Source organism: Kitasatospora sp. NPDC051164 (assembly GCF_044455625.1).
Taxonomy (GTDB): domain Bacteria; phylum Actinomycetota; class Actinomycetes; order Streptomycetales; family Streptomycetaceae; genus Kitasatospora.
In genome coordinates, this window is the sequence record NZ_JBITFB010000004.1 from 262,306 (window position 1) to 282,024 (window position 19,719).

Genomic DNA, 19,719 nt, shown 5'->3' on the forward strand with positions numbered 1-19,719 from the left:
CGGGGGTACCGGGGGTACCGGGGGTACCGGGGGTACCGGGGGTACCGGGGGTACCGGGGGTACCGGGGGTACCGGGGGTACCGGGGGTACCGGGGGTACCGGGGGTACGGCGGGCGGGGCGGCGGGGGCGGTCATCGAGAGGTCTCCTGATCGACGGGTGGAACGGCCGCCCACTCTGGCCGTGCCACCGCCGTCCGTTCGACCGCCGGAGCCTCACGCACCGTTCGGATTTTCCGAACGCCCTGGTACGGCTCCGTGCCCGCACCCGTACGCTGTCCCGCAACACGGACGGGACACGCGAGGACGTTCGGGAGTCGGGGATACCAGTGGAACTACGTCAGTTGCGCGTCTTCGAGGCCGTCGTCGCCCACCGCACCGTCACCGGCGCGGCCGTGGCGCTCGGCCTCGCCCCGTCCTCCGTCTCGGAGCAGATCCGCACGCTGGAGCGCAGTCTCGGCACCGACCTGTTCGAACGGGCCCCGCGTGGCATGACCCTTACCCCGGCCGGGGAGCGGCTGTTGCCGTGGTCCCGGCGGCTGCTCGACCAGGCCGAGCAGGCGCGCCGGGAGGTGGTCACCGCCCGAGCCCGGCTGCGGCTCGGCGCGCTGGAGACCATCGCGGCCACCCACGTGCCCACCGTTCTGGCCCGCCTCGCCGAGCGCCGGCCCGACCTGGAGATATCCCTGCACACCGACAGCGCCCGGGACGGCCTGCTCGGCGGGGTCGCGGCCGGTGCGCTGGAGGCGGCGCTGATCCTGGACACGGCCGGCGCGCTCGGCGAACTCGGTTTCTACCTGCCGCCGGCCCCGCTCGACCACGTCGACCTGCAGGACGTCCCGCTCGTCCTGGTCGCCGCCCCCACCGACCCGCTGGCCGGCGCCACCGCTCTCACCCGGGAGAACCTGCGCGGCCGGCGCCTCCTCGTCAACACCCCGGCCTGCTCCTTCTTCCTCGCCGGGGAACGCCTGCTCGGCCACGACGTCGACCGCGTCCGCACCGGCGGCGTCGCCGTCACCCGCGCCTGCGCCGAACAGGGCCTCGGCATCGCCCTCCTGCCCGAGTTCGCCGTCCACGAGCAACTCGCCGCCGGCACCCTGATCCGCCTCCCCCTCGATCCCCCGCCACTCCACCTCCGCCTCGTCTGGCGCGCCGACCGCGAATCCGTCCCGGGCCTGCGCGAAGTCCTCTACGCCGCCTCGGCGTGAACCCGCCTCAGCAGCGCCCGGGGTCGCCGAGGTCGCCCGGACAGCCTCGCGCCCCGGGGCCGTCGAGCCCCGGGGCGCGCAACTGCCGTACGAATGTCAGCCCTTGGGCCCGGCCGACTGGACGACCTCGAAGGACCACAGGGTGGAGCCGGAGGCGGCGGGTCGCTTGGGGGCCTCGCCCTCGCCACCGCCCTGGTGGGCCGACTTCATCGGGCCCTCCATCCAGGCCTGGAAGTCCTCCTCGCTGCGCCAGCGGGTGTAGACGAGGTACTCGTCGGTGCCCTCGACCGGGCGGAGGAGTTCGAACCACTCGAAGCCGTCCGAGTTCTCCACTGCGCCGGCGCGGGAGGCGAAGCGCTGTTCCAGCACCTCGCGCTGCTCGGCGGGCACCGTCAGAACGTTGATCTTGACGACGGACATGCCGCTCCTTACTGGTCCGCCGGGGCCTCTGGTGCGGCCGCCGGCTCGGTCACTGCCAGCAGTCTGCTACACCTCACGCCGGGCGGGCCCGCGTGCCGTGGTTCAGGCGATCCACGCCGGGAGGATGCGTTCGGCGTCGCGGGGGGCGGCGGCGCAGGCGCCTTCGGGGGTGATGGCGTCGGGGTTGTAGGCGCGGGAGGGGGAGGTGGAGGCGACGATGGCGGTGAAGCCCTCGGTGGTGGTGATGCGGCGGGCGGTGTCGGCGGGGAGGACGAGGGTGTCGCCGGCGGTGAGGGTGTAGTGCTCGCCCGCCAGGTCCGCCGTGGCGGAGCCGGCGAGGAAGGTCCAGATCTGTTCGGCTTCCATGGCGTGCAGCGGGCCCTGGCTGTCGGGCCGCATCTCGACCTGCCACATGGCCAGGGTGGTCGAGCCCTGGGTGGGTGAGGCGAAGGTGGTCATGGCGGCGTTCGGGGTCTCGGTCTGGCGGGCGTCGGTTCGGCGGATCACGGACATGGTGATGGACTCCCCTAAGATGGTCAATGACATTGTCTATATGGTCAATGAGGTTGTCTATCGTGTCAAGTGAACCGGCCCCGCCCGGCTTCGAGCTGCCGCTGCGGCTGCTCCTCGCCTTCCGGACGATCATCGACGAACTGCACGAGCGCATCGCCCGCGAAGGGCACCCGGCCCTGCGGCCGATGCACGGCTTCGTCTTCCAGGCGATCGGCCCGCACGGCACCACCGCCGTCGAACTCGGCCGCCGCCTCGGCGTCTCCAAGCAGGCGGCGGGCAAGACCATCGACAACCTGGAGCAGCTCGGCTACGTCGAGCGCGGCAGCGACCCGGCCGACGCCCGCCGCAAGGTGGTCCGGCTCACCGACCGGGGCGTGGACTGCCTGGTCCGCTCGGCCCGGATCTTCGACGAGCTGCGCACCGAGTGGTCCGCCACCCTGGGTGAGGAGCAGCTCCGCCAGGTCGAGGACGGCCTGCGCCGGCTCGCCCCCGGCGACCCGTTCCGCCTCGACACCCCCCGCTGGTTCGGCGCGCCATGAGATCGCGGGTACGCGTAACAACCAGCCCACGGTGGCGTACGTCCGCTGGCTGGCCGGGCTGGGCGGCGAGGTGCGCACGGCCCGCCGGTCGGCGACGGAGCTGATGGAGCGGCTGGGCGCCCGCAGCCGGTTCGAGTCCGGCGTGCGGGCGGTCCAGCGCGGCCGGCTGCCCTCGGAGGCCTGACCGGCCTCCCGGATAGAGCAGTCAGGCCTCCGAGGGCAGCCCGCGCGTCGCGAGGGTCTGGTTCTTGTACGCCTTGACGCCCGTGATCTCGGCGCCGAACCAGTCCGGCGGGCTGAAGGCCTCCGCCTCGGCCTCCGAGCCGAACTCCACCTCGGCGGTCCGCAGCCCGGCCAACTCGCCCTGGTAGACGTCGGCGTGGACCGTGACGCCGGCCGACTCGAAGGTGTACCGGTCCTTGACCAGCTGGGCACCGGCGGTGGCCGGCCAGAGCTCGGTGAACTCCTCCTCGCCGAGCTCGCGTTCCACCTCGACCCGCACCGGAGAGCCGGCCTTCCCGCGCTTGACGCCGAGGACGCAGCTGCCGCCGATCCGGCGCAGCCGCACCTCCGTCCCGTCGTCCTTGATCGCGATGTAGCCCTGCTCGATGTGCTGCCGCACCGCGGTCTCCGGCGGCTCGAAGGAGCCCAGCAGGAACTTGCGCTCGATCTCGAGTGGCATGCCGCACCCTCTCGACGGAATTCCCCCGGCAGCCGACGCGGCCGGGACCGGTCAGGCGACGATACGTCACCCGATCGCGCCTCGCCGCTCCACCGGACCACCTCCACGGCCCCACAAACCCACAGGCCGCACGGCCACACGACCGCACGACCGCACGACCGCGCGACCGCACTCAGAACGATCTCCCCTCGCCCCGGTACGGCGGCTCCGGTCCGACCGGGTCGGGCCGGTCCCGCAGGTCGGCGCACAGGGTGGAGCTGAGCCTGGTCAGCAGCTCGGCGAGATCGGCGTACTGCTGCTCGTCCCAGTCCCCCAGCAGGTCGGCGAGTTGGGCGCGCCGGGCGGCGACCAGCTGCAGTGCCGCCTGCTCCCCCGGCTCGGTGAGCCGCAGCGGCAGCCCGCCGGCCCGCGCGGCCAGGCCCCGGCCCTCCACTTCCCGGGCGGCCTCCTCGATGACGGCGACCGGGACGATCCGCCGTTCGGCCAGCTCCGCCGGCTCGACCGCGCCGTGCTGGTGCATCTGCAGGAGCAGCCAGCTGGAGGCGGGCAGCAGGTCCAGCCCGGCGGTGGCGGTGATCCGCCGGAAGAGGTCGCGCCGGGCCTCGCGGGTGCTCAGTACGGACAGAGCGCGGGCGATTTCGTCCAGGGAGGTGCGTTCCACCGGGTTGAGCCCGATGGACTCGCTCAGGTCCGGCGCGGTGACGGTGGAGCGCAGCCTCTGCTCGCGCAGGAAGAGCGACAGGACGAAGGCGACCGCCGCGACGGGCACCGCGTACAGGAAGACGCGGGTGATCGACTCCGCGTACGCGTGGTAGACGTCCGCCTGGACGGCGGTCGGCAGCCGGGGGATGACCCTCGGGTCGGCGGTGATGGCCTCGGGCCGGAACCCGGGTGGCAGCGGCACCCCCGCCAGGGCGTCGGCGAGCCGGTCCCGCAGCCCGCTGGCGAAGATCGTCCCGAAGATGGAGACACCGAAGGAGGCCCCGATGGAGCGGAAGAAGGTCGCGCCCGCGGTGGCCACGCCGAGGTCCTCGTAGCCGACCGAGTTCTGCACGATCAGCACCAGCACCTGCATCACCAGGCCCAGCCCGAGCCCGAAGACCAGGAAGTAGCCGCTCATCTCGGCGGTGCTGCTGTGCTCGTCCAGCCGGGAGAGCAGCAGCAGCCCGACGGTCGTCACGGCGGTTCCGGCGATCGGGAAGATCCGGTAGCGGCCGGTGCGGGCGACGATCTGGCCGGAGCCGATCGAGGTGACGAGCATGCCCAGCACCATCGGCAGCATGTGGATGCCGGACATGGTGGGCGAGACCCGCATGACCACCTGGAGGAAGGTCGGCAGGTAGGTGAGCGCGCCGAACATCGCGAAGCCGATGACGAAGGAGATCACCGCGACCAGGCTGAAGGTCCGCGAGCGGAACAGCCGCAGCGGCAGGACCGGCTCCGCCGCCGTCCGCTCGACCAGGACGAACGCGAGCAGCAGCAGCACCCCGAGCACGCCGAGGCCGGTGATCTGCCAGGAGTTCCAGTCCCAGGTGGTGCCGCCGAGCGAGGTCATCAGCACCAGGCAGGTGGCGACGGCGGCGATCAGGACGGTGCCGAGGTAGTCGATCCGGTGCTTGCGCCGCACCTCCCGCCCGTGCAGCACCGCGGCGATCACGACCAGGGCGACGACGCCGACCGGCAGGTTGATGTAGAAGACCCAGCGCCAGCTCAGGTGGTCGACGAACAGCCCGCCGAGCAGTGGCCCGAGCACGCTGGTGACGCCGAACACGGCACCGAACAGGCCCTGGTAGCGGCCCCGGTCCCGGGGCGGGACGAGGTCGCCGACGATCGCCTGGGAGAGCACCATCAGCCCGCCGCCGCCCAGGCCCTGCAGGGCACGGAAGGCGATCAGCTCGCCCATGTTCTGGGCGATCCCGCACAGCACCGAGCCGAGCAGGAAGATCACGATGGAGGCCTGGAAGAAGCGCTTCCGGCCGTACATGTCGCCGAGCTTGCCCCAGAGCGGGGTCGCGGCGGTGGCGGCCAGCATGTAGGCGGTGACCACCCAGGAGAGGTGTTCGAGGCCGCCGAGGTCGCTGACGATGGTGGGCAGCGCGGTGGAGACGATGGTCTGGTCGAGGGCGGCGAGCAGCATCGCGAGCAGCAGGGCGCCGATCGGCACCCAGAGGTTGGGGACGGCGGCCTCCGGCGGGCCGGGCTCGCTCGCCGTGCTCCGGTCGGGCGCGGCGAGCGGATCCGTCATGGCGTCTCCGTGGGCAAGGCGTCTCCGTAGGGTCGCGGGCCCCGGCTGCCGGGCCCGTGCGGATGATCACTCCCGGCTCACCATGCTGGCAGATTCGTCCCGGTTTGTTCCGCCGGGTTGAGCCGAACGTAAGCACCGGGGACTTCCGCGGCCTTCGGGGCGTTCTCGGAGGAGCCAACCGGCACCAACCGGCACAACACCCCCGCCGGAGGCCGGACGCCCCTGTCCACCCTCCGGGCCGTCCTGCATAATCAGGCGCGATCGTGCGCCCGGGCCCCGCCCCGGAGCCGCCGAAACCGCTCCGAGAACGCCCCGAAACCGAGGAGGACCGGCCGATGCCGGACCGGCACTGCCCGACGTGCGGCACCGCACGCTCAACCGGGTGCGGCTGCGTCCCGGACCCGAGCCTCACCGAGACCGCCGTCCTCCCCCACCTCGAGGGCCCGCCGCTGGTCCGCCCGTACGTCCCGCAGACCGCCGACCAGGTGGCCGAGGAGTCGTCGGCGCACGCCCCGGTCGTCGACCCGTTCGCGACCACCGTGCTGCCGCCGGTCGCCCCGGGGCAGCCGTTCGCTGCGGGGCAGTCGTTCGCTCCGGGCGGGCCGGTCACTCCCCCGCTCGGACCGGACGCGGACGCCTATGCCACCACCGTGCTGCCGCCCGTCCTCCCGGGCCGGCCCCCGCTCGGACCGGACGCCGACGCCTACGCCACCACCGTGATGCCGCCGGTGCCGCCCTCCGGGCCGGGGGCGTACGCGCCGGGACCGCCGCGGCCCCCCGCCGGGACCGGGTACGGGTACGGGAGCGGCACTGGCAACGGCGGCGGCAACGGCGGCCACGGCAACGAGATCGGCCTCTTCCCCTTCGACAACGCCCCGACCTCCCCCGAGCCCGGGCCCGAGCCGGAGGCCGTCGGCGGCGGCCGGGCCGCACGCCGGGCAGCCGAGCAGGCCGCCAGGAACCCGCTGGCCGAGCGCAAGGGGCTGCTCGTCGGGATCGGCGCCGCGCTGGTGGCGCTCACCATCGGCGTCGCGTACGCGGTGACGCCCTCCGCCGAGCCGGGCGCCAAGCAGGCGCAGCCGCTGCCGACCACCACCCTGGCGCCCGCGCCGGTGGAGCCGACTCCGGCTGCGGTGCCGACCACGCCGGCGCCGACCAGCGAGACGCCGAGCCCGTCGGCGACGCCCACCCGCAAGCCGACGCCGACGAAGACGGCCACCCCGACGCCGACCCCCACCCCGACACCGACGCCCACCCCGACCCCCACCCCGACCCCCACCCCGACACCGACGCCCACCCCGACCCCCACGCCCACGGCGCGTGTGCTGAAGATGGGGATGAGCGGGTCCGACGTCATGGACATGCAGCGGCGCCTCTACGCCGCCGAGTGCGGATACGTCGACAAGTCGATCATCACCGGCACCTTCGACTACTGGACCCGAACGGTGCTCAACGACTACCAGCGCGAGAACCGCATCAAGGGCGAGAACGACGTCTACGGCCCGAAGACCCAGGCCGTCCTCACCGCCGACCCGGGCTGCTGACCCCCCAGCCACCTGGCTACTGCTCCCCGCCCACCTGGCTACTGCTGCCCGACTGCCGCGCCCCGGGCATGCGAACGGGCGGCGCCTGCCGATCAGCAGACGCCGCCCGTCGGTCACGCCGGGGGTGCCCCGGTCAGCCGGTGATCGCCCCAAAGATGCTGACGCCCGCCAGCACCACCATGATCGCCGCCGCCACGCGGATGATCAGCTTCATCGGCACGTACTTGAGCAGCTTCTGCCCGCCCACGATCGCGACCCCGCCGACCGCGCACAGCGCCAGCCAGGAGCCGACGCCCACGGCCAGCGGATCGGCGTACTTGGCGGCCAGGTTGGCGGTCATGATCTGGGTCAGGTCGCCGAACTCGGCGATCGCGACGACCACGAAACTGGCCCCGGCCACCTTCCAGAAGCTGTCCGAGGACGGCTCCTTGGCCGCGTGCTCGTCCTCGTCCCCGCCGCCGTGGAACAGCAGCATCGCCGCGCCGGCCAGGAACAGCGCGCCGGTGACGCCCTCCACCCAGCGGTGCGGCAGCAGCGACAGCAGGTGCCCGGCGACGAGCGCGATGCCCACCTGGAGGGCGAAAGCGGCGGCGATGCCCGCGAAGACGTAGCTCGCGCGGTACTTGGTGCCGAGCACCAGACTGGCCAGCGCGGTCTTGTCCGGCAGTTCGGCCAGGAAGATGATGCCGAAGGTCAACGCGGCGACGGTCAGACTCATGCGCCCGCCTCGCTGCGCTCGGCAGGGGCATTCGCCCGGACGCGCCTTTTGACGGCTCGTTCGCTTCGCTCACTCATCAGGGAGTTCCTCGGTCGGGCTGCCCGGCCTCCGCAGCTCCGTCAGGGGACGCTTCGGCCCGACAGCACTGGTCATGGTCACAGCACTGCGGCCGAAGGTCTCGCCGGCAACGCTCTGCGAGCGGTGCCCCGGGCGCCGGGCCCCTGGGGGCCAGTATGTCGACGGTCCGGTGGAGGGCTACTCCCCTTCAACGCGCCCAAGCCTACCGGACGGCGTCGACCGGCCCGACCGTCACCAGGCCTCGGCCGACCAGTTCCAGCACCACCACGATCGCCACCGACTCCACCGCCAGCAACCCGACCAGGACGAACAGCTGCACCGTCCCCGCCTGGGCGGGCGAGGCCCCGCCGAGCAGCATCCCGACGAAGGCCCCGGGCAGGGTGACCAGGCCGACCGTGCGGGTCTGGTCCAGCGCCGGGACGAGCGAGGTCGCTGCGGCCGTACGACAGATCTCCAGCCGCGCCTCGCGCTCCTCGAAGCCGAGCGCCAGTGCCGCCTCCACCTCGCCGCGCCGCTGCCGCAGCTCGTCCAGGGCGCGCCGTCCGGCCAGCGAGGTCGCGGTGAGCGCACCGCCGATCAGGATGCCCGCGACCGGGATGACGGACAGGCCCTTGGCCGGCAGCAGCCCGACGCCCAGCAGCAGGGCGAGCACCGGCAGCACCCCGGCCCCGATCGGGGCGGCCGCCCAGACCCAGTCCGGCCCGGGGGTCATCCGCCGCCCGGCGGTGCGCACCGCGACCGTGAACATCAGCAGCACGAACAGCGCCGACCACCAGAGCGAGCCGACCACCCAGGTGATCACCACGGCGACGGCCGCCAGCTGCACCACCGCCCGCAGCCCGGCCCGCAGCACCGCGTGCCCGTGGCCGAGCAGCCCCCGCCCGGCCACCGCGACGGCGGCCAGCAGCAGGACGGCGGTGACCACCCCGAGCACCGGGGTGACCGGCAGCAGCTGGCCGCCGGACGCCGCGAGGCCCGAAACATCCGGCTCGCCTACGGACGCCGCAAGGGGCATCAGATCCAGCTGGTGAACCACATCCGGTCCTGCCAGGACGACATCGGGATCACCTCCGCCGTGTACAGCGGGTAGAAGAAGGCGAAGCAGCCGACGATCGCCAACACGACCGCCCCGGCCCCGATCGCGCCGATCCGGCGGCGCTCGCGGCTGCAGCCGGCCGGGCCGAGGATCGCGCCGAGCATCTGGGCGACGGCCAGGCACAGGAACGGCACCAGCACGACCATGTAGAAGGAGAAGATCGTCCGCTCCTGGTACCGGAACCAGGGCAGGTAGATCCCGGCGACCGCGCACAGCACCGCGCCCGAGCGCCAGTCCCGCCGGAAGAACCAGCGCCACAGCAGGTAGACCAGCGCGAGGCAGGCCGCCCACCACAGGAACGGGGTACCCAGGCCCAGGATCTGCGCCGCGCAGCCGCCGGAGGAGGTGCAGCCGCGGGTGCCGTTCGGGACCTGCTCCCAGTACATGGAGACCGGACGGCCGTCGACCAGCCAGGCGAAGGGGTTGGACTGGTAGGTGTGCGGGGTGCTCAGGCCGGTGTTGAAGTCGTACATCTGCGAGTGGTAGTGCCACAGGCTGCGCAGGGGCGCGGGCACCCAGCTCATCGACACCTGCGGCAGCGGGATGCCGAGGAAGCTGTCCGGGGAGAGCCCGGCGCGGCCGTCGGCCCAGTGCCGGTCGTACCCGCCCTCGCCGTTGCCTCCGCTCGCCAGCCAGCCGCCCCAGGCGCCGACGTAGACCACCAGGGCGGAGCCGACCATGGCGAGGACGGCGGGTCCGGCGTCCCGGCGGAGCATGGAGCGCCAGGGGTGGCGGGCGCCCGCCCCGCGGCGGCCGGACTGGTCCCACAGGACGGTCAGGACGCCGAAGGCGGCGAGGATCGGGGCGCCGTTCCACTTGACCGCGCAGGCGGCGCCGACGAACACCCCGGCGGCGATCCGCCAGGGGCGCCACCCGAGCCGCACCAGGTCGCCGTCGGAGGCCGCCGCCAGCCGGGCGCGGACGTGGTCGCGGTCGATCAGCAGGCTGCCGAAGGAGGCGAGCACGAAGAACATCTGGATGCCGTCGAGCAGGCCGACCCGGCTCATCACCAGTTGCAGGCCGTCCACCGACATCAGCAGCGCGGCGGTGCAGCCGACCAGCGTGGAGCCGAAGAGGCGGCGGCCGATCCGGGCGAGCATCAGCACCGTGACGGTGCCGAGCAGGGCGGTCATGAAACGCCAGCCGAAGGGGTGCAGACCGAACAGCTGCTCGCCGATCGCCATCACCCATTTGCCGAGCGGCGGGTGTGCGATGAACTCGGGCGCGGAGCCGAGCGGGATGGACTGCGGGACGGCCAGGATGTCGGCGTTGGCGTGGTCGGGCCAGGTGCCCTCGTAGCCCTGTCGGAGCAGCGACCAGGCGTCCTTGGGGTAGTACGTCTCGTCGAAGACGAAGGAGTTGGGGTAGCCGAGGTGCCAGAACCGCAGCAAGCCGGCGAAGAGCGCGACGGCGATCGGCCCGAGCCAGCCGGAGCGGTCGGCCGCCCAGCGGACCAGGCCCCCGCGCGGGGCCAGTGCGGGGGCGGCTGGGGCCGGGGCCGCCGGGGGGTGCGTGAGCGCCGCTTGCGTCATAGCCTCGCCGATTCGCCTGTCTGCTCTGCCCGGACCCCGGCGCGGTGGCCGGATCCGGGCGGTCAACAGCCACTGACACTATGTGGCGGTGGTCGCGAAGCCAAGCGCGACGGGCGCCGACCAGGTGACCTGGTCGGCGCCCGTTTCGAACGCTCGTGCGTGCCCTTCCGCTACGCGGCGGTCTGCAGCTCCCGGACCGGGACGGTGCGGACCACGGCCGGGGCGGCGTTGTCCTGCTCCGGCGTGAGGTACGGGCGCAGCCGCAGCGCCAGGGCCACGATCAGCAGCGTCGAACCCGCCATCGCCGCCAGGTAGAGCGGCCAGGTGCCGGAGCCGACCAGCAGCACGCCGACGGCCGGGCCGACCGCGATCGCGATCTGCTTCACCAGGGAGTACCCGGCGTTGTAGGTGCCGAGCAGCCGGGCCGGGGCGAGGTCGGCCACGATCGGGCCCATGGTGGGCGCGAGCAGCGACTCGCCGACGCCGAAGAGGGCGTAGATCGAGACGATGGCGACCGTGGCGGCCATGGTCTCGGTCCGGATCAGACCGGCCACCAGGGCCATCGCCCAGGCACCGAGCCAGACCAGGCCGGCCGCGGCCATCGCGGTGGTGCGGCGGCGGCGCGCGGTGATCCGCACCATGAACATCTGCAGCACCACGATGGTCAGCGCGTTGGCGCCGATCGCGAAGCCCAGCGTGGAGGGCGCGGTGCCGACGGTGTCGGTGGCGAAGGCCGCGACGCCGGACTCGAACTGGCCGTAGCAGGTGAAGAAGATCAGCCCGGCGAGCACGCAGAGCCGCAGCATCGCCTTGTCGGCGACCAGCGCGCGCAGGCCGGTCGGGCCGTCGTTCTTCCCGTGGACGGCGGTCAGCTGGATCCGCGGCATCCGGGCGGTGCCGGTGACCAGGGCCAGGCCGAGGAACGTCACCGCCTCGATGGTGAACAGCCGGGTGAGGCTGGCCGGGTCGGCCACGTTCACGATCTGCCCGCCGACCAGCGCGCCGATGCCCATGCCCAGGTTGACCAGGGTGAACTGCAGCGCGAAGGCGTGCGAGCGGGTCGCCGGCGTCGAGCAGCGGACGATCATCGTGGCGAGCGCCGGCTGGCAGGTGGTGACACCCGCGCCGAACAGGAAGGAGGAGACCAGCAGGGCCGGGGTGCCGGTGGCGTGGCCGAAGGCGAACGCGCCGGTGGCGGCGAGGGCCGTACCGGCCAGCAGCACCGGACGGGGGCCGTACCTGTCGATGCCGCGCCCGGTGAACGGCAGGACGGCGAGGGCCGCCAGCGCGAAGACGGTGAACACCATCCCGGCCGCCAGCGAGCCCAGCCCGCGCACCTGGTCCACGTACACGAACATGTAGGGCATCGTGAATCCGCTGCCGAACGCACTGAGCGCGTTGCCGATCTGGACGCGGCGCAGCGGGCCGCCCGCCCCGCCTCGCTGCTGCCTCTGCTGCTTCACCGTGCCGACCACCGTGCACATCCCTTCCTGGTTTCAACTGGATACTCTTAAGTCCAGAAGATTTCAGAGCTAAAGTTTGACGAGATAAAGTCTTAGCACCAGAAGGCTGCGGAGTCAAAGGCTTAAGGAGTGCACGCTCGTGCGACACTGGTCCGCATGACTACGGACAAGCCGGCGCCGGCTGCCGACAAGCCCGCCCCGGCCACCCCCCTGGAGTTCGGCATCGCCGAGCAGGTCGCCCTCTACCAGCGGGAATTCCCCACCGTGGACCCCCAGGTGGAGACCATCGTGCAGACCCTCAACCGGGTCTCCCGGCGGATGGGCGTGGCGTACGACCGGCAGCTGACTGTGCTCGGAATCACCTCCGCCGAGTGGGAGGTGCTCAAGGCCCTGGTGGTCTCCGGCAGCCCGTACCGGCTGGGACCGGGCGAGCTGGCCAAGCGGCTCGGGCTCACCCCGGCGGCGATGACGCACCGGATCGACCGGATGGTCGCCGACGGCCTGGTCACCCGGGAGCGGGATGAGTCCAACCGGGTGCGGGTGATCATCGAGCTGACCGAGACCGGCCGCGACAAGTGGCTGGAGTCGATGCGGATGGCGGCGGTGTTCGAGGAGGAGTTGCTCCAGGACGTCGTGGGTGAGGAGCGCACCGCGCTCTCCGGCCTGCTGGCCCGGATGCTGCGCCGGATCGAGGAGAGCCAGCCGGACGCCCTCGGCCGCACCGCCGACCTGGGCTAGCGGGCAAGGGGGCCGGCGGGCGAGAGGGCCGCCGGACGAGAGGGCCGGGCCGGCGAATTTTCGTTGGCATTCGGCGCTCAAGGCGGCCGGCTTCGAGGTGACCTCCACGGGCGACGGTTCGGGCCTCGCCGAGAAGGGCGAGAACAACCTGCTGATCACCGGCTCGTCGACCGCGATCACGGTCACCTACGCCAAGATCTGAGCGGCCGGACACGACGGGCGGCCCCGGACGCATTCATGCTCGTCCGGGGCCGCCCGCGTTCGCCGCGAGGGTCCGTCAGGCCCCTCGCCCGCTCGGTGGTGCGTGCGTGCGTCAGCAGGGGCCGTTGTCGGCCCAGACGCCCCACTGGCCGCTCAGGCTCGGGTCCTCGCCCTTGGTCCACCACTTGTTGGTGTAGTAGTGACCCTTCCACGAGACTTTGGTGCCGCCGGCCGCGTAGGTGGCGTTCGGGTCCCAGCTCGGGGCGGCCGAGCAGGTGGCCGGCGGGGTCGGGGTACCGGTCGGGGTGCCGGTGGGGGTGCCCGTCGGCGTGCCGGTGGGGGTGCCGGTCGGGGTCGGGGTCGGCGTCTGGGTCGGGGTCGGTGTGCCGGTCGGCGGGGCCGGGCAGCCGGCGGCGGAGCCGTTGGTGGCGCTCACCATCTTGTCGAACAGGGCGGTCTTGGTGCCCAGGTCGTACAGCGAGAAGGCGAAGGAGCCGCCGAGGCCGTTGCAGTGCGCGTAGTCGATCTTGGCCTGGATCGACCGGGCGTCCTCACCGCTCCAGAAGGTGGTGCCGTCGTAGAAGTACGTGGCCTTGGCGTCGTCGTCCCAGAAGGTCTTGGACGGGTTGTCGACGAAGCCCGCGAGCTCCTTGAACATCTGGATGCCGGGGACGTTGCCGGACATCGCCGCACCGGCCGCCGGGCTGGTGGCGGACTGGAAGAGGCCGTTCTTGCCGTTGTTCTGGACGCCGGTCCAGCCCCGGTAGTAGAACGGCACACCCATGTTGATCTTGTTGGCCGGGAAGCCGCCGGGGATGCCGTACTGCGCGTCGCCGACCGTCCACGCCTTGATGGCGTTGTCGATCGAGTACTTGCCGTTGCCCGGCTTGGCCGGGGTCGAGGGGTCGTTCGGGCCGGAGTAGAGCGGCGCCTGGTGGTTGGTCGGACCCTGCGGGTCCCAACCGCCGTGCATGTCGTAGGTCATGACGTCGAGGAAGGTCAGGTACTGACCGATCTTGTCGGTCTCGACGTTCATGATCTTGTCCTGGCCGGCGCCGACCGCCGCCGACAGGGCGTAGGTCTTGCCGTCGGCCTTGCCCTGCGCGTCCAGCTGGGTGCGGAACTCCTTCAGCAGCGCCGTGAAGTTCTGCTTGTCGGCCGGGCTGGAGATGTTGCCGGCGTGACCGCCGCCGCCCGGGTACTCCCAGTCGATGTCGACGCCGTCGAAGATGCCGGCCGCCGAGCCCGCGCCGCCGTAGCCGGCGTCGGTCGGGAGGTTGCCCTTGACGAACATGTCGAGGCAGGACGACACCAGGTGCTTGCGCGAGGCGTCCGTGCCGGCCGCCGACGAGAAGTACTTGGAGTAGGTCCAACCGCCCAGTGAGATCAGGATCTTGAGGTTGGGGTTCTTCGCCTTCAGCTTCTTCAGCTGGTTGAAGTTGCCGGCGATCGGCTGGTTCCAGACGTCACCGACGCCGTCGACCGAGATGTCCGCGCCGAAGCTCTTCTGGTAGTCGGCGAACGCGTCGCCCGCACCGTCGCCCGCGTTGGGATTGTTGTCGTTCGTGTCGGCGGCCTTGGTGGCCTCGAAACACCCGAGGTCGCTCGGGTGGATGTTGGCGAAGTCGTAGATCAGGTAGTCCAGCTTCCCGGCCACGCCGGTGTCCTGGATCGTCTTGGGGTAGTAGCCGTTCGCGTAGATCGACCACTGGTCGAAGTAGGCGACCTTGATGCCGCCGCTGGTGGCGGGCGCGCCGCTGCTGTTGGTGGTCGCGGCGTTGGCCGCGCCGCCGCCGGACAGCGCGAGGCCCGCGCCGAGCAGAAGGGAGGCGGTGGTGCCGGCCGCGATGGCGGCCAGGCTCTTCGGGCGGCGTCGGCGACCGCCCTGCGGAGCCGGGGTCCCGGCCCTTTCGATGTGTGAGCGCAGCATGGGTGCGTGACTCCTGGTTGTGGGGGTTCCCGCCGCGCCGGGGGCGCGCGTCCGGGTGGGGCCGGACGACCGGGACATGACAGGAATGGGTGGGGAATCGAGCGGGATCAGGCCATGACGGACGCCGGGATGCGCCGAACCGGCGCCGACGACACAAGGCCGTCGGCGCCGATTCAGGGGCTCCCTGCACCTGGGCAATAAAAATGGACTAGACCAACTCGCCCGTCAAGGGGTCCCGTTGGGCCTTGAGTCCCGCTTAAGGTTCCACCGCCCGCGCGCCGAGCCGAGCGTCAGCGCCAGGCGCCACTACCGGGCGTCAGTACCGGACGGCGTTGGCCACCTCCGCCTTGACCGTGCCGGAGAGGTCCCGGTTGCTGCTTCCGGTGGCCTGGGCACTCTGCCCGGCGGCCACCTCCTGGACGGTCACCGCGGTCGCGTCGAGCACCTTGCCGGACCCGTCGGTGAAGTTCAGCTGGATCACGTACCGGTACGACTGCTGGCCGTGGTTGGTGACGGTCAGCTGCACCTGCGCCTTGCCGTCCGAGCCGGTGGTCACCTCCCCGGCGGTCACGTCCGCCTTGGCGTCCAGCCCGCCCTTGATCCCGGCCACCGCCGAGGAGGCCGCCGACACCGCCGCCGAGGCCTGCGCCTCCGCCGAGGCGATCACCGCGCTGGCCCCGCCGGCCGCCGAGGCCAGCGCCGAGGCGGCGGAGGCGGCGGCGCTCGCGCCCTTCTCAACCGCGGACGCCGCCTCGGAGGCCACACTGCTCGCGCTCTTGCTCGAGGAGCAGCCCGCCAACGCCGCCGCTCCGAGCACGGCGGCGGCCAACACCCCGGCCACCGCCAGCCGTTGACGGCGCAGCGGGGGAGCATCCAGGTCCTGCGCGGTGACCCTCGGGCTCGGGGAGGCGGCCCGGGTGAGCGGCCGGCGGCCCAGGTGGTCCAGGTGGTCCAGGTGGTCCAGGTGGTCGATGCGATCGATGCGGTCCATGCGGTCCCTCGTTTCCGGTGGGCCGGTTCCGGTCTGCCGGTTCCGGTCGGTTCCGGTTACCGTCCGGTTCCGGTCGGCGCCGGGCTGCCCGGCACGCCTCCCCGCCCACCCTCCGAGGGCCCGGGGGCAGCCGCCAGCAGGGCTGCTGCCTCCGGGTGACCGCGCGTGGAGCACCGCACGGTCCGCGCGGCCCGTCAGGACAGCCCGGAGCCCTCCTGCTCGTCCGCCTCCACCGCGGCCCGTTCCTCGCGCAGCCGCACCACGTGCCGGCGCCGCGCCACCACGCCGTACGCGCCGGCCGCGCTCGCCACGAAGGACAGCACGCCGACCCAGGGCCGGTCGAAGACGTGCCCGGTCAGGTGGTCCAGCGAGTACCGCCCGGCGCCGGACAGGCCGATCGCCAGCCCGGTCGCGCCGAGGAAGGCCGGGTACTCGTAGCCGCCGGACATGGCGAAGAAGCCGGCCGGGGCGTGCACCGCCACCGCGCCCGCCATCGTCCCGGCCACCACCGCGCCGGCCGCCGGCGTGGCCAGTCCGGCCACCAGCAGCGCCCCGCCGCCCGCCTCGCCTAGGCCGGCCGCGATCGCGCTCTCCCGGGCCGGATGGAAGCCCATGTGGTCCATCGCCTGGGTGGTGCCCTCCAGGCCGCCACCCCCGAACCAGCCGAACAGCTTCTGGGTGCCGTGCGCGATCAGCACCCCGCCGACCGCGCTGCGCAGGGCCAGCAGGCCCAGGTCCTTACGGTTCAGGCACATGTCGCATCCTCGATTCCGCGGCGGAGTGGTCCCGGCCGGTGGTCGTCCCGGCGGGACCCGCCGGCATGGCGGTCCTGCCTCCATAGCAACCGAGAGCGCCCACGCGCTCGAGCTGGGGCCGCCATCCGGGCGAATTCACCGCCGACCGGGAATGAACCGCGGACAGGGAATGGACCGCCGACCGGGGAGACCCACGCCACGCCCGGTCGCGGGGCGTGGCGGACCGGCCGCCCCGGACGCCACGGTCATGCTGGGCGCATGTTCGTCTTCAACCTGAGCAGCGCGTTCATCACCTTCTTCGCCGTGGTCGGCCCGCCGAAGACCCTGCTGTCCTTCGCCCGGCTGGCCACCACTCGCAGCACCCGGGAGCTGCGGCGGCTGGCGGCGTGGAGCACGGTCATCTCGGCGGTGATCGGCCTGGTGCTCGGATTCACGGCGGACGAGGTCAGCACCCTGTTCCACATCAGCGACCAGTCGCTGCAGCTCGCGGGCGGGCTGATCTTCTTCATCTACGCGGTCGCGCTGGTCTTCGGCGTCCACCTCGGCGGCGACGGCGAGGAAGGCGATCACCTGCCGAACCCACTGGTGGACGGCATCCGCGAGCTGCTCCTGCCGTACATCGCCAGCCCGCTCGCGGTGACCGCCGTCCTGGTCGCCTCGCTCAACCACGACGACTGGGGTTGGAAGACCGCCGTCGCCGGGGCGTACGTGGCCGTCACCATGATCAACTACGTCTGCGTGGCCCTGCTCGCGCCGCTGCTGCAGCGCTCCCACCGGACCTCGCTGGAGGTGCTCTCCCGGCTGCTCGGGCTGCTGCTGGCGGCGGTCGGCGTGGAGCTCTTCCTGGAGGGCCTGTCCGGGCTCGGGGTGCACCTGCCCGAGGCGCGTTGAGCCCGGACCCACACAGGGCCGGGCAGCGGGTCAGGCCGCGGCCAGCCTCGCCAGCACCTCGCCGATCCGCTCGCGCACCAGCGGGTCGGCGATCAGCCCGTCCGGGCCGACCGCCCCGCGCTCCAGCGGGATCCGGACGCAGGCCTCGTCCACCACGGCCGCGCCGGTGTAGCCGAGGACGGTGCGCAGGGTGGCCTCGGCGCCGCTGCCGCGCCCCGGTCCGGCGGCGTTGATCCAGGCGGTGGGCTTGTCCGAGATCTCGACCCCGCCGACCGTCCAGTCGAGGAGGTTCTTGAAGGAGCCCGGGAGCGTCCCCGCGTACTCGGGCGTGCAGACCAGCAGCGCGTCGGCCGCCTCGATCGCGGCCCGCAGCGCGACCACCGGCTCCGGCAGCGGGTCGGTGTCGTGGTCCGGGTTGAAGTGCGGCAGCCCGGCCAGCCCGGTGTAGTACGCGGTCCGCAGGCCCGGGGCGGCGGCGGCCACGGCAGCCGCGGTGCGCAGCACGGTCTCGTTGGTGGACCCGGCCCGCAGGCTCCCCGGCAGCAGCAGGATGTGGCGCTCGTTCGACATGCGGGGGAACCTACTCCTTGACGTCCACGTCAAGGCCAACGGCCTCGGCCTGCGCTCCCGGCCCGCGCTCCCAGCCGGCGCTTGCGGCCCGCGCTCCCGGTCAGCGCGGCGCCAGCGGCCGCCACGGCACCGGGCTGGAGAGGATCATCGAGCTGGACGGCTGGCCGTAGCCGCCGAGCCGGTCGCAGAGCGCCTCGAACTCGGCCATCGTCGGCACCGCGACCAGCAGCACGCAGCAGGCCCCGCCGGTGACCCGGTGCAGTTGGAGCACCTCCGGCCAGGTCGGCACGTCGGGGTCGCGCAGTACGCAGCGCGGGCCGTAGCACTGGATCTGCACCAGGGCGGTGATCGGCAGCCCGGCCCGGGTCGGGTCCACATGGGCGTGGTAGCCGCTGATCACCCCCTCGGACTCCAGGCGGCGGACCCGTTCGGCCACCGCGGGTGCGGACAGGCTCACCCGGCGGGAGAGTTCGTTGTACGAGAGCCGGGCATCGGCCTGCAGCTCGGCCAGCAGGCGGCGGTCGACGGCGTCCATGGCGGCTCCCCGGGTGGTCGGGATCAGTGGTCGGGATCAAGGGAATTTCATTCGTAAAGCGAATCGGCTGAACGCCTCGCGAATGACAGCTGCAACGGCGGTTGCGGTGTCCGTCGACCATTCAAGCGGGAGCCACCACCGCCGCACAATGGGCATCCCGGTGGAACCAGGCAGTCCGTCTGGTTCACGGGAGCGGGCGACGTGGCCCGGACGGAGCAGGAGGCATCGGGATGGGGCACGACACGGTGGAGACACCCAACCTGTCGTTCGGTCGGGGCGGGGCGCCGGTTCGGAGCACCCCGTACGCCCAGTACGCCCGCCTGGACGAGCTGCACAGCCTGCAGCACCCGCGCAGCAAGGAACCCGCCGAGCTGTCGTTCATCGTCACCACCCAGGTGATGGAGCTGCTCTTCGACCTGCTGCGGCACGAGTGGACGATCGCCCGGCAGGCACTGCGCGAGGACGACCTCCCCACCGCGCTCGCGGCGCTGCGCCGGGGTACCCACGCACAGAACGTGCTGGTGGACTCCTGGGACCTGCTGGCCACCATGACGCCGCACGAGTTCAACTCCTTCCGCTCGCTGTTCGGCGAGGCCTCCGGCTTCCAGTCCGCGGCCTTCCTGCACCTGGAATTCCTGCTCGGCAACAAGAACGCCGCGCTGCTGAAGATGTACGACGGCATGCCGCACACCCAGGACGAGCTGGTCGAGGCGCTGCGCTCCCCCGGCCTGTACGACGAGGTGCTGGCGCTGCTGGCGCGGCGCGGCCTGGAGCTGCACCCGGAGTGGTCCGAGCAGCGCTACCACCCGTCCGAGGAGGTCGCGGCGGCCTGGCGCCGGGTGTACACCGAGCCGGAGTTCGCCGCGCTGCAGCCGCTCGGCGAGGCCCTGCTGGACGTTGCCGAGCGGGTCACCCGCTGGCGCCAGCGGCACCTTTCGGCGGTGAAGCGGACCATGGGCGGCAAGCCCGGCTCGGGCGGCTCGAGCGGGCTGACCTGGCTGCGCAAGTCGGCCGAGCAGGACGTGTTCCCGGAGCTGTGGACGATCCGGAACGAGCTGTGACGGGACGGTCCG

At 72.6% G+C, this 19,719-nt stretch carries 19 protein-coding genes and 1 pseudogene; 7 read left to right on the forward strand and 13 right to left on the reverse strand.

Going from position 1 to position 19,719, the window contains the following annotated elements:
* The first annotated feature begins 326 nt into the window (after positions 1–326).
* Positions 327–1,205 (forward strand): LysR family transcriptional regulator, encoded by an 879-nt coding sequence (locus ACIBEC_RS08245; protein WP_396287793.1) that lies wholly within the window; start codon positions 327–329, stop codon positions 1,203–1,205.
* Between the two features lie 96 nt (positions 1,206–1,301).
* Here ACIBEC_RS08245 and ACIBEC_RS08250 read toward each other — a convergent pair whose 3' ends face one another.
* Positions 1,302–1,625: an antibiotic biosynthesis monooxygenase gene (locus tag ACIBEC_RS08250; RefSeq protein ID WP_360492796.1), complete on the reverse strand. Its 324-nt coding sequence runs from the start codon at positions 1,623–1,625 to the stop codon at positions 1,302–1,304.
* Between the two features lie 102 nt (positions 1,626–1,727).
* Positions 1,728–2,171, reverse strand: a complete 444-nt coding sequence (locus ACIBEC_RS08255; protein ID WP_360492799.1) for a cupin domain-containing protein — start codon at positions 2,169–2,171, stop codon at positions 1,728–1,730.
* Between the two features lie 14 nt (positions 2,172–2,185).
* Here ACIBEC_RS08255 and ACIBEC_RS08260 point away from each other — a divergent pair, with 14 nt between their 5' ends.
* Together ACIBEC_RS08260 and ACIBEC_RS08265 are read left to right on the forward strand one after the other, a co-directional pair.
* Positions 2,186–2,677 (forward strand): MarR family winged helix-turn-helix transcriptional regulator, encoded by a 492-nt coding sequence (locus tag ACIBEC_RS08260; protein WP_396287794.1) that lies wholly within the window; start codon positions 2,186–2,188, stop codon positions 2,675–2,677.
* Positions 2,678–2,735: 58 nt separating this feature from the next.
* Positions 2,736–2,861 (forward strand): annotated as a pseudogene (locus ACIBEC_RS08265) (helix-turn-helix transcriptional regulator); the annotation flags it as partial.
* Positions 2,862–2,882: 21 nt separating this feature from the next.
* Here the strand turns inward: ACIBEC_RS08265 and ACIBEC_RS08270 are convergent.
* Both ACIBEC_RS08270 and ACIBEC_RS08275 read right to left on the reverse strand, forming a co-directional pair.
* Positions 2,883–3,359, reverse strand: coding sequence for a CYTH domain-containing protein (locus ACIBEC_RS08270; protein ID WP_360492805.1), 477 nt, complete (start codon positions 3,357–3,359; stop codon positions 2,883–2,885).
* 172 nt (positions 3,360–3,531) lie between these two features.
* A complete protein-coding gene (locus tag ACIBEC_RS08275) occupies positions 3,532–5,604 on the reverse strand; it encodes an MFS transporter (protein WP_360492808.1) in 2,073 nt (690 codons plus the stop codon).
* A gap of 335 nt (positions 5,605–5,939) precedes the next feature.
* On the opposite strand from ACIBEC_RS08275, the gene ACIBEC_RS08280 reads away from it, so the two are divergent.
* Entirely contained in the window at positions 5,940–7,148 is a 1,209-nt protein-coding gene (locus ACIBEC_RS08280) for a peptidoglycan-binding protein (RefSeq protein WP_360492811.1), read from the forward strand.
* 133 nt (positions 7,149–7,281) lie between these two features.
* Here the strand turns inward: ACIBEC_RS08280 and ACIBEC_RS08285 are convergent, their stop codons facing one another.
* From ACIBEC_RS08285 to ACIBEC_RS08300, 4 genes are all read right to left on the reverse strand, one after another.
* Positions 7,282–7,866 (reverse strand): TMEM165/GDT1 family protein, encoded by a 585-nt coding sequence (locus tag ACIBEC_RS08285; protein ID WP_360492814.1) that lies wholly within the window; start codon positions 7,864–7,866, stop codon positions 7,282–7,284.
* A 280-nt stretch (positions 7,867–8,146) separates the two neighbouring features.
* Positions 8,147–8,959: an ABC transporter permease gene (locus tag ACIBEC_RS08290; protein WP_396287818.1), complete on the reverse strand. Its 813-nt coding sequence runs from the start codon at positions 8,957–8,959 to the stop codon at positions 8,147–8,149.
* Complete coding sequence (locus ACIBEC_RS08295) at positions 8,959–10,572, reverse strand: phospholipid carrier-dependent glycosyltransferase (RefSeq protein WP_360492819.1); 1,614 nt, start codon at positions 10,570–10,572, stop codon at positions 8,959–8,961. The genes ACIBEC_RS08290 and ACIBEC_RS08295 overlap by 1 nt, the downstream gene beginning before the upstream one ends.
* Before the next feature lie 170 nt (positions 10,573–10,742).
* On the reverse strand, positions 10,743–12,035 hold the full coding sequence (locus tag ACIBEC_RS08300; protein ID WP_360492822.1) for an MFS transporter: 1,293 nt from the start codon (positions 12,033–12,035) through the stop codon (positions 10,743–10,745).
* 156 nt (positions 12,036–12,191) lie between these two features.
* On the opposite strand from ACIBEC_RS08300, the gene ACIBEC_RS08305 reads away from it, so the two are divergent.
* Positions 12,192–12,773, forward strand: a complete 582-nt coding sequence (locus ACIBEC_RS08305) for a MarR family transcriptional regulator (RefSeq protein WP_360492825.1) — start codon at positions 12,192–12,194, stop codon at positions 12,771–12,773.
* A gap of 313 nt (positions 12,774–13,086) precedes the next feature.
* Here ACIBEC_RS08305 and ACIBEC_RS08310 read toward each other — a convergent pair whose 3' ends face one another.
* The 3 genes from ACIBEC_RS08310 to ACIBEC_RS08320 form a co-directional block, all read right to left on the reverse strand.
* On the reverse strand, positions 13,087–14,904 hold the full coding sequence (locus tag ACIBEC_RS08310; protein ID WP_360492828.1) for a glycosyl hydrolase family 18 protein: 1,818 nt from the start codon (positions 14,902–14,904) through the stop codon (positions 13,087–13,089).
* A gap of 316 nt (positions 14,905–15,220) precedes the next feature.
* Entirely contained in the window at positions 15,221–15,895 is a 675-nt protein-coding gene (locus ACIBEC_RS08315) for a hypothetical protein (RefSeq protein WP_360492831.1), read from the reverse strand.
* A 194-nt stretch (positions 15,896–16,089) separates the two neighbouring features.
* The gene (locus tag ACIBEC_RS08320) at positions 16,090–16,650 is read right to left on the reverse strand and encodes a DoxX family protein (RefSeq protein ID WP_360492833.1); all 561 of its coding nucleotides are present in this window, start codon (positions 16,648–16,650) and stop codon (positions 16,090–16,092) included.
* 258 nt (positions 16,651–16,908) lie between these two features.
* Between ACIBEC_RS08320 and ACIBEC_RS08325 the strand changes: the two genes are divergently transcribed.
* On the forward strand, positions 16,909–17,541 hold the full coding sequence (locus ACIBEC_RS08325) for a MarC family protein (RefSeq protein WP_360492835.1): 633 nt from the start codon (positions 16,909–16,911) through the stop codon (positions 17,539–17,541).
* Between the two features lie 30 nt (positions 17,542–17,571).
* Here ACIBEC_RS08325 and ACIBEC_RS08330 read toward each other — a convergent pair whose 3' ends face one another.
* Positions 17,572–18,111: an NADPH-dependent FMN reductase gene (locus tag ACIBEC_RS08330; RefSeq protein ID WP_360492838.1), complete on the reverse strand. Its 540-nt coding sequence runs from the start codon at positions 18,109–18,111 to the stop codon at positions 17,572–17,574.
* A gap of 100 nt (positions 18,112–18,211) precedes the next feature.
* A complete protein-coding gene (locus ACIBEC_RS08335; protein WP_360492841.1) occupies positions 18,212–18,646 on the reverse strand; it encodes an Lrp/AsnC family transcriptional regulator in 435 nt (144 codons plus the stop codon).
* A 230-nt stretch (positions 18,647–18,876) separates the two neighbouring features.
* On the opposite strand from ACIBEC_RS08335, the gene ACIBEC_RS08340 reads away from it, so the two are divergent.
* A complete protein-coding gene (locus tag ACIBEC_RS08340) occupies positions 18,877–19,707 on the forward strand; it encodes a tryptophan 2,3-dioxygenase family protein (RefSeq protein ID WP_360492843.1) in 831 nt (276 codons plus the stop codon).
* Positions 19,708–19,719 lie beyond the last annotated feature (12 nt).

Excerpts from the sequence above, each read along its gene's own strand:
- ACIBEC_RS08290 (WP_396287818.1), bottom strand. The coding sequence starts at position 8,959 with ATGCCCCTTGCGGCGTCCGTAGGCGAGCCGGATGTTTCGGGCCTCGCG.
- ACIBEC_RS08340 (WP_360492843.1), top strand. The coding sequence starts at position 18,877 with ATGGGGCACGACACGGTGGAGACACCCAACCTGTCGTTCGGTCGGGGC.
- ACIBEC_RS08335 (WP_360492841.1), bottom strand. The coding sequence starts at position 18,646 with ATGGACGCCGTCGACCGCCGCCTGCTGGCCGAGCTGCAGGCCGATGCC.
- ACIBEC_RS08320 (WP_360492833.1), bottom strand. The coding sequence starts at position 16,650 with ATGTGCCTGAACCGTAAGGACCTGGGCCTGCTGGCCCTGCGCAGCGCG.
- ACIBEC_RS08295 (WP_360492819.1), bottom strand. The coding sequence starts at position 10,572 with ATGACGCAAGCGGCGCTCACGCACCCCCCGGCGGCCCCGGCCCCAGCC.
- ACIBEC_RS08310 (WP_360492828.1), bottom strand. The coding sequence starts at position 14,904 with ATGCTGCGCTCACACATCGAAAGGGCCGGGACCCCGGCTCCGCAGGGC.
- ACIBEC_RS08280 (WP_360492811.1), top strand. The coding sequence starts at position 5,940 with ATGCCGGACCGGCACTGCCCGACGTGCGGCACCGCACGCTCAACCGGG.
- ACIBEC_RS08270 (WP_360492805.1), bottom strand. The coding sequence starts at position 3,359 with ATGCCACTCGAGATCGAGCGCAAGTTCCTGCTGGGCTCCTTCGAGCCG.
- ACIBEC_RS08315 (WP_360492831.1), bottom strand. The coding sequence starts at position 15,895 with ATGGACCGCATCGATCGCATCGACCACCTGGACCACCTGGACCACCTG.
- ACIBEC_RS08250 (WP_360492796.1), bottom strand. The coding sequence starts at position 1,625 with ATGTCCGTCGTCAAGATCAACGTTCTGACGGTGCCCGCCGAGCAGCGC.
- ACIBEC_RS08285 (WP_360492814.1), bottom strand. The coding sequence starts at position 7,866 with ATGAGTCTGACCGTCGCCGCGTTGACCTTCGGCATCATCTTCCTGGCC.
- ACIBEC_RS08260 (WP_396287794.1), top strand. The coding sequence starts at position 2,186 with ATGAGGTTGTCTATCGTGTCAAGTGAACCGGCCCCGCCCGGCTTCGAG.
- ACIBEC_RS08255 (WP_360492799.1), bottom strand. The coding sequence starts at position 2,171 with ATGTCATTGACCATCTTAGGGGAGTCCATCACCATGTCCGTGATCCGC.
- ACIBEC_RS08330 (WP_360492838.1), bottom strand. The coding sequence starts at position 18,111 with ATGTCGAACGAGCGCCACATCCTGCTGCTGCCGGGGAGCCTGCGGGCC.
- ACIBEC_RS08275 (WP_360492808.1), bottom strand. The coding sequence starts at position 5,604 with ATGACGGATCCGCTCGCCGCGCCCGACCGGAGCACGGCGAGCGAGCCC.
- ACIBEC_RS08325 (WP_360492835.1), top strand. The coding sequence starts at position 16,909 with ATGTTCGTCTTCAACCTGAGCAGCGCGTTCATCACCTTCTTCGCCGTG.
- ACIBEC_RS08305 (WP_360492825.1), top strand. The coding sequence starts at position 12,192 with ATGACTACGGACAAGCCGGCGCCGGCTGCCGACAAGCCCGCCCCGGCC.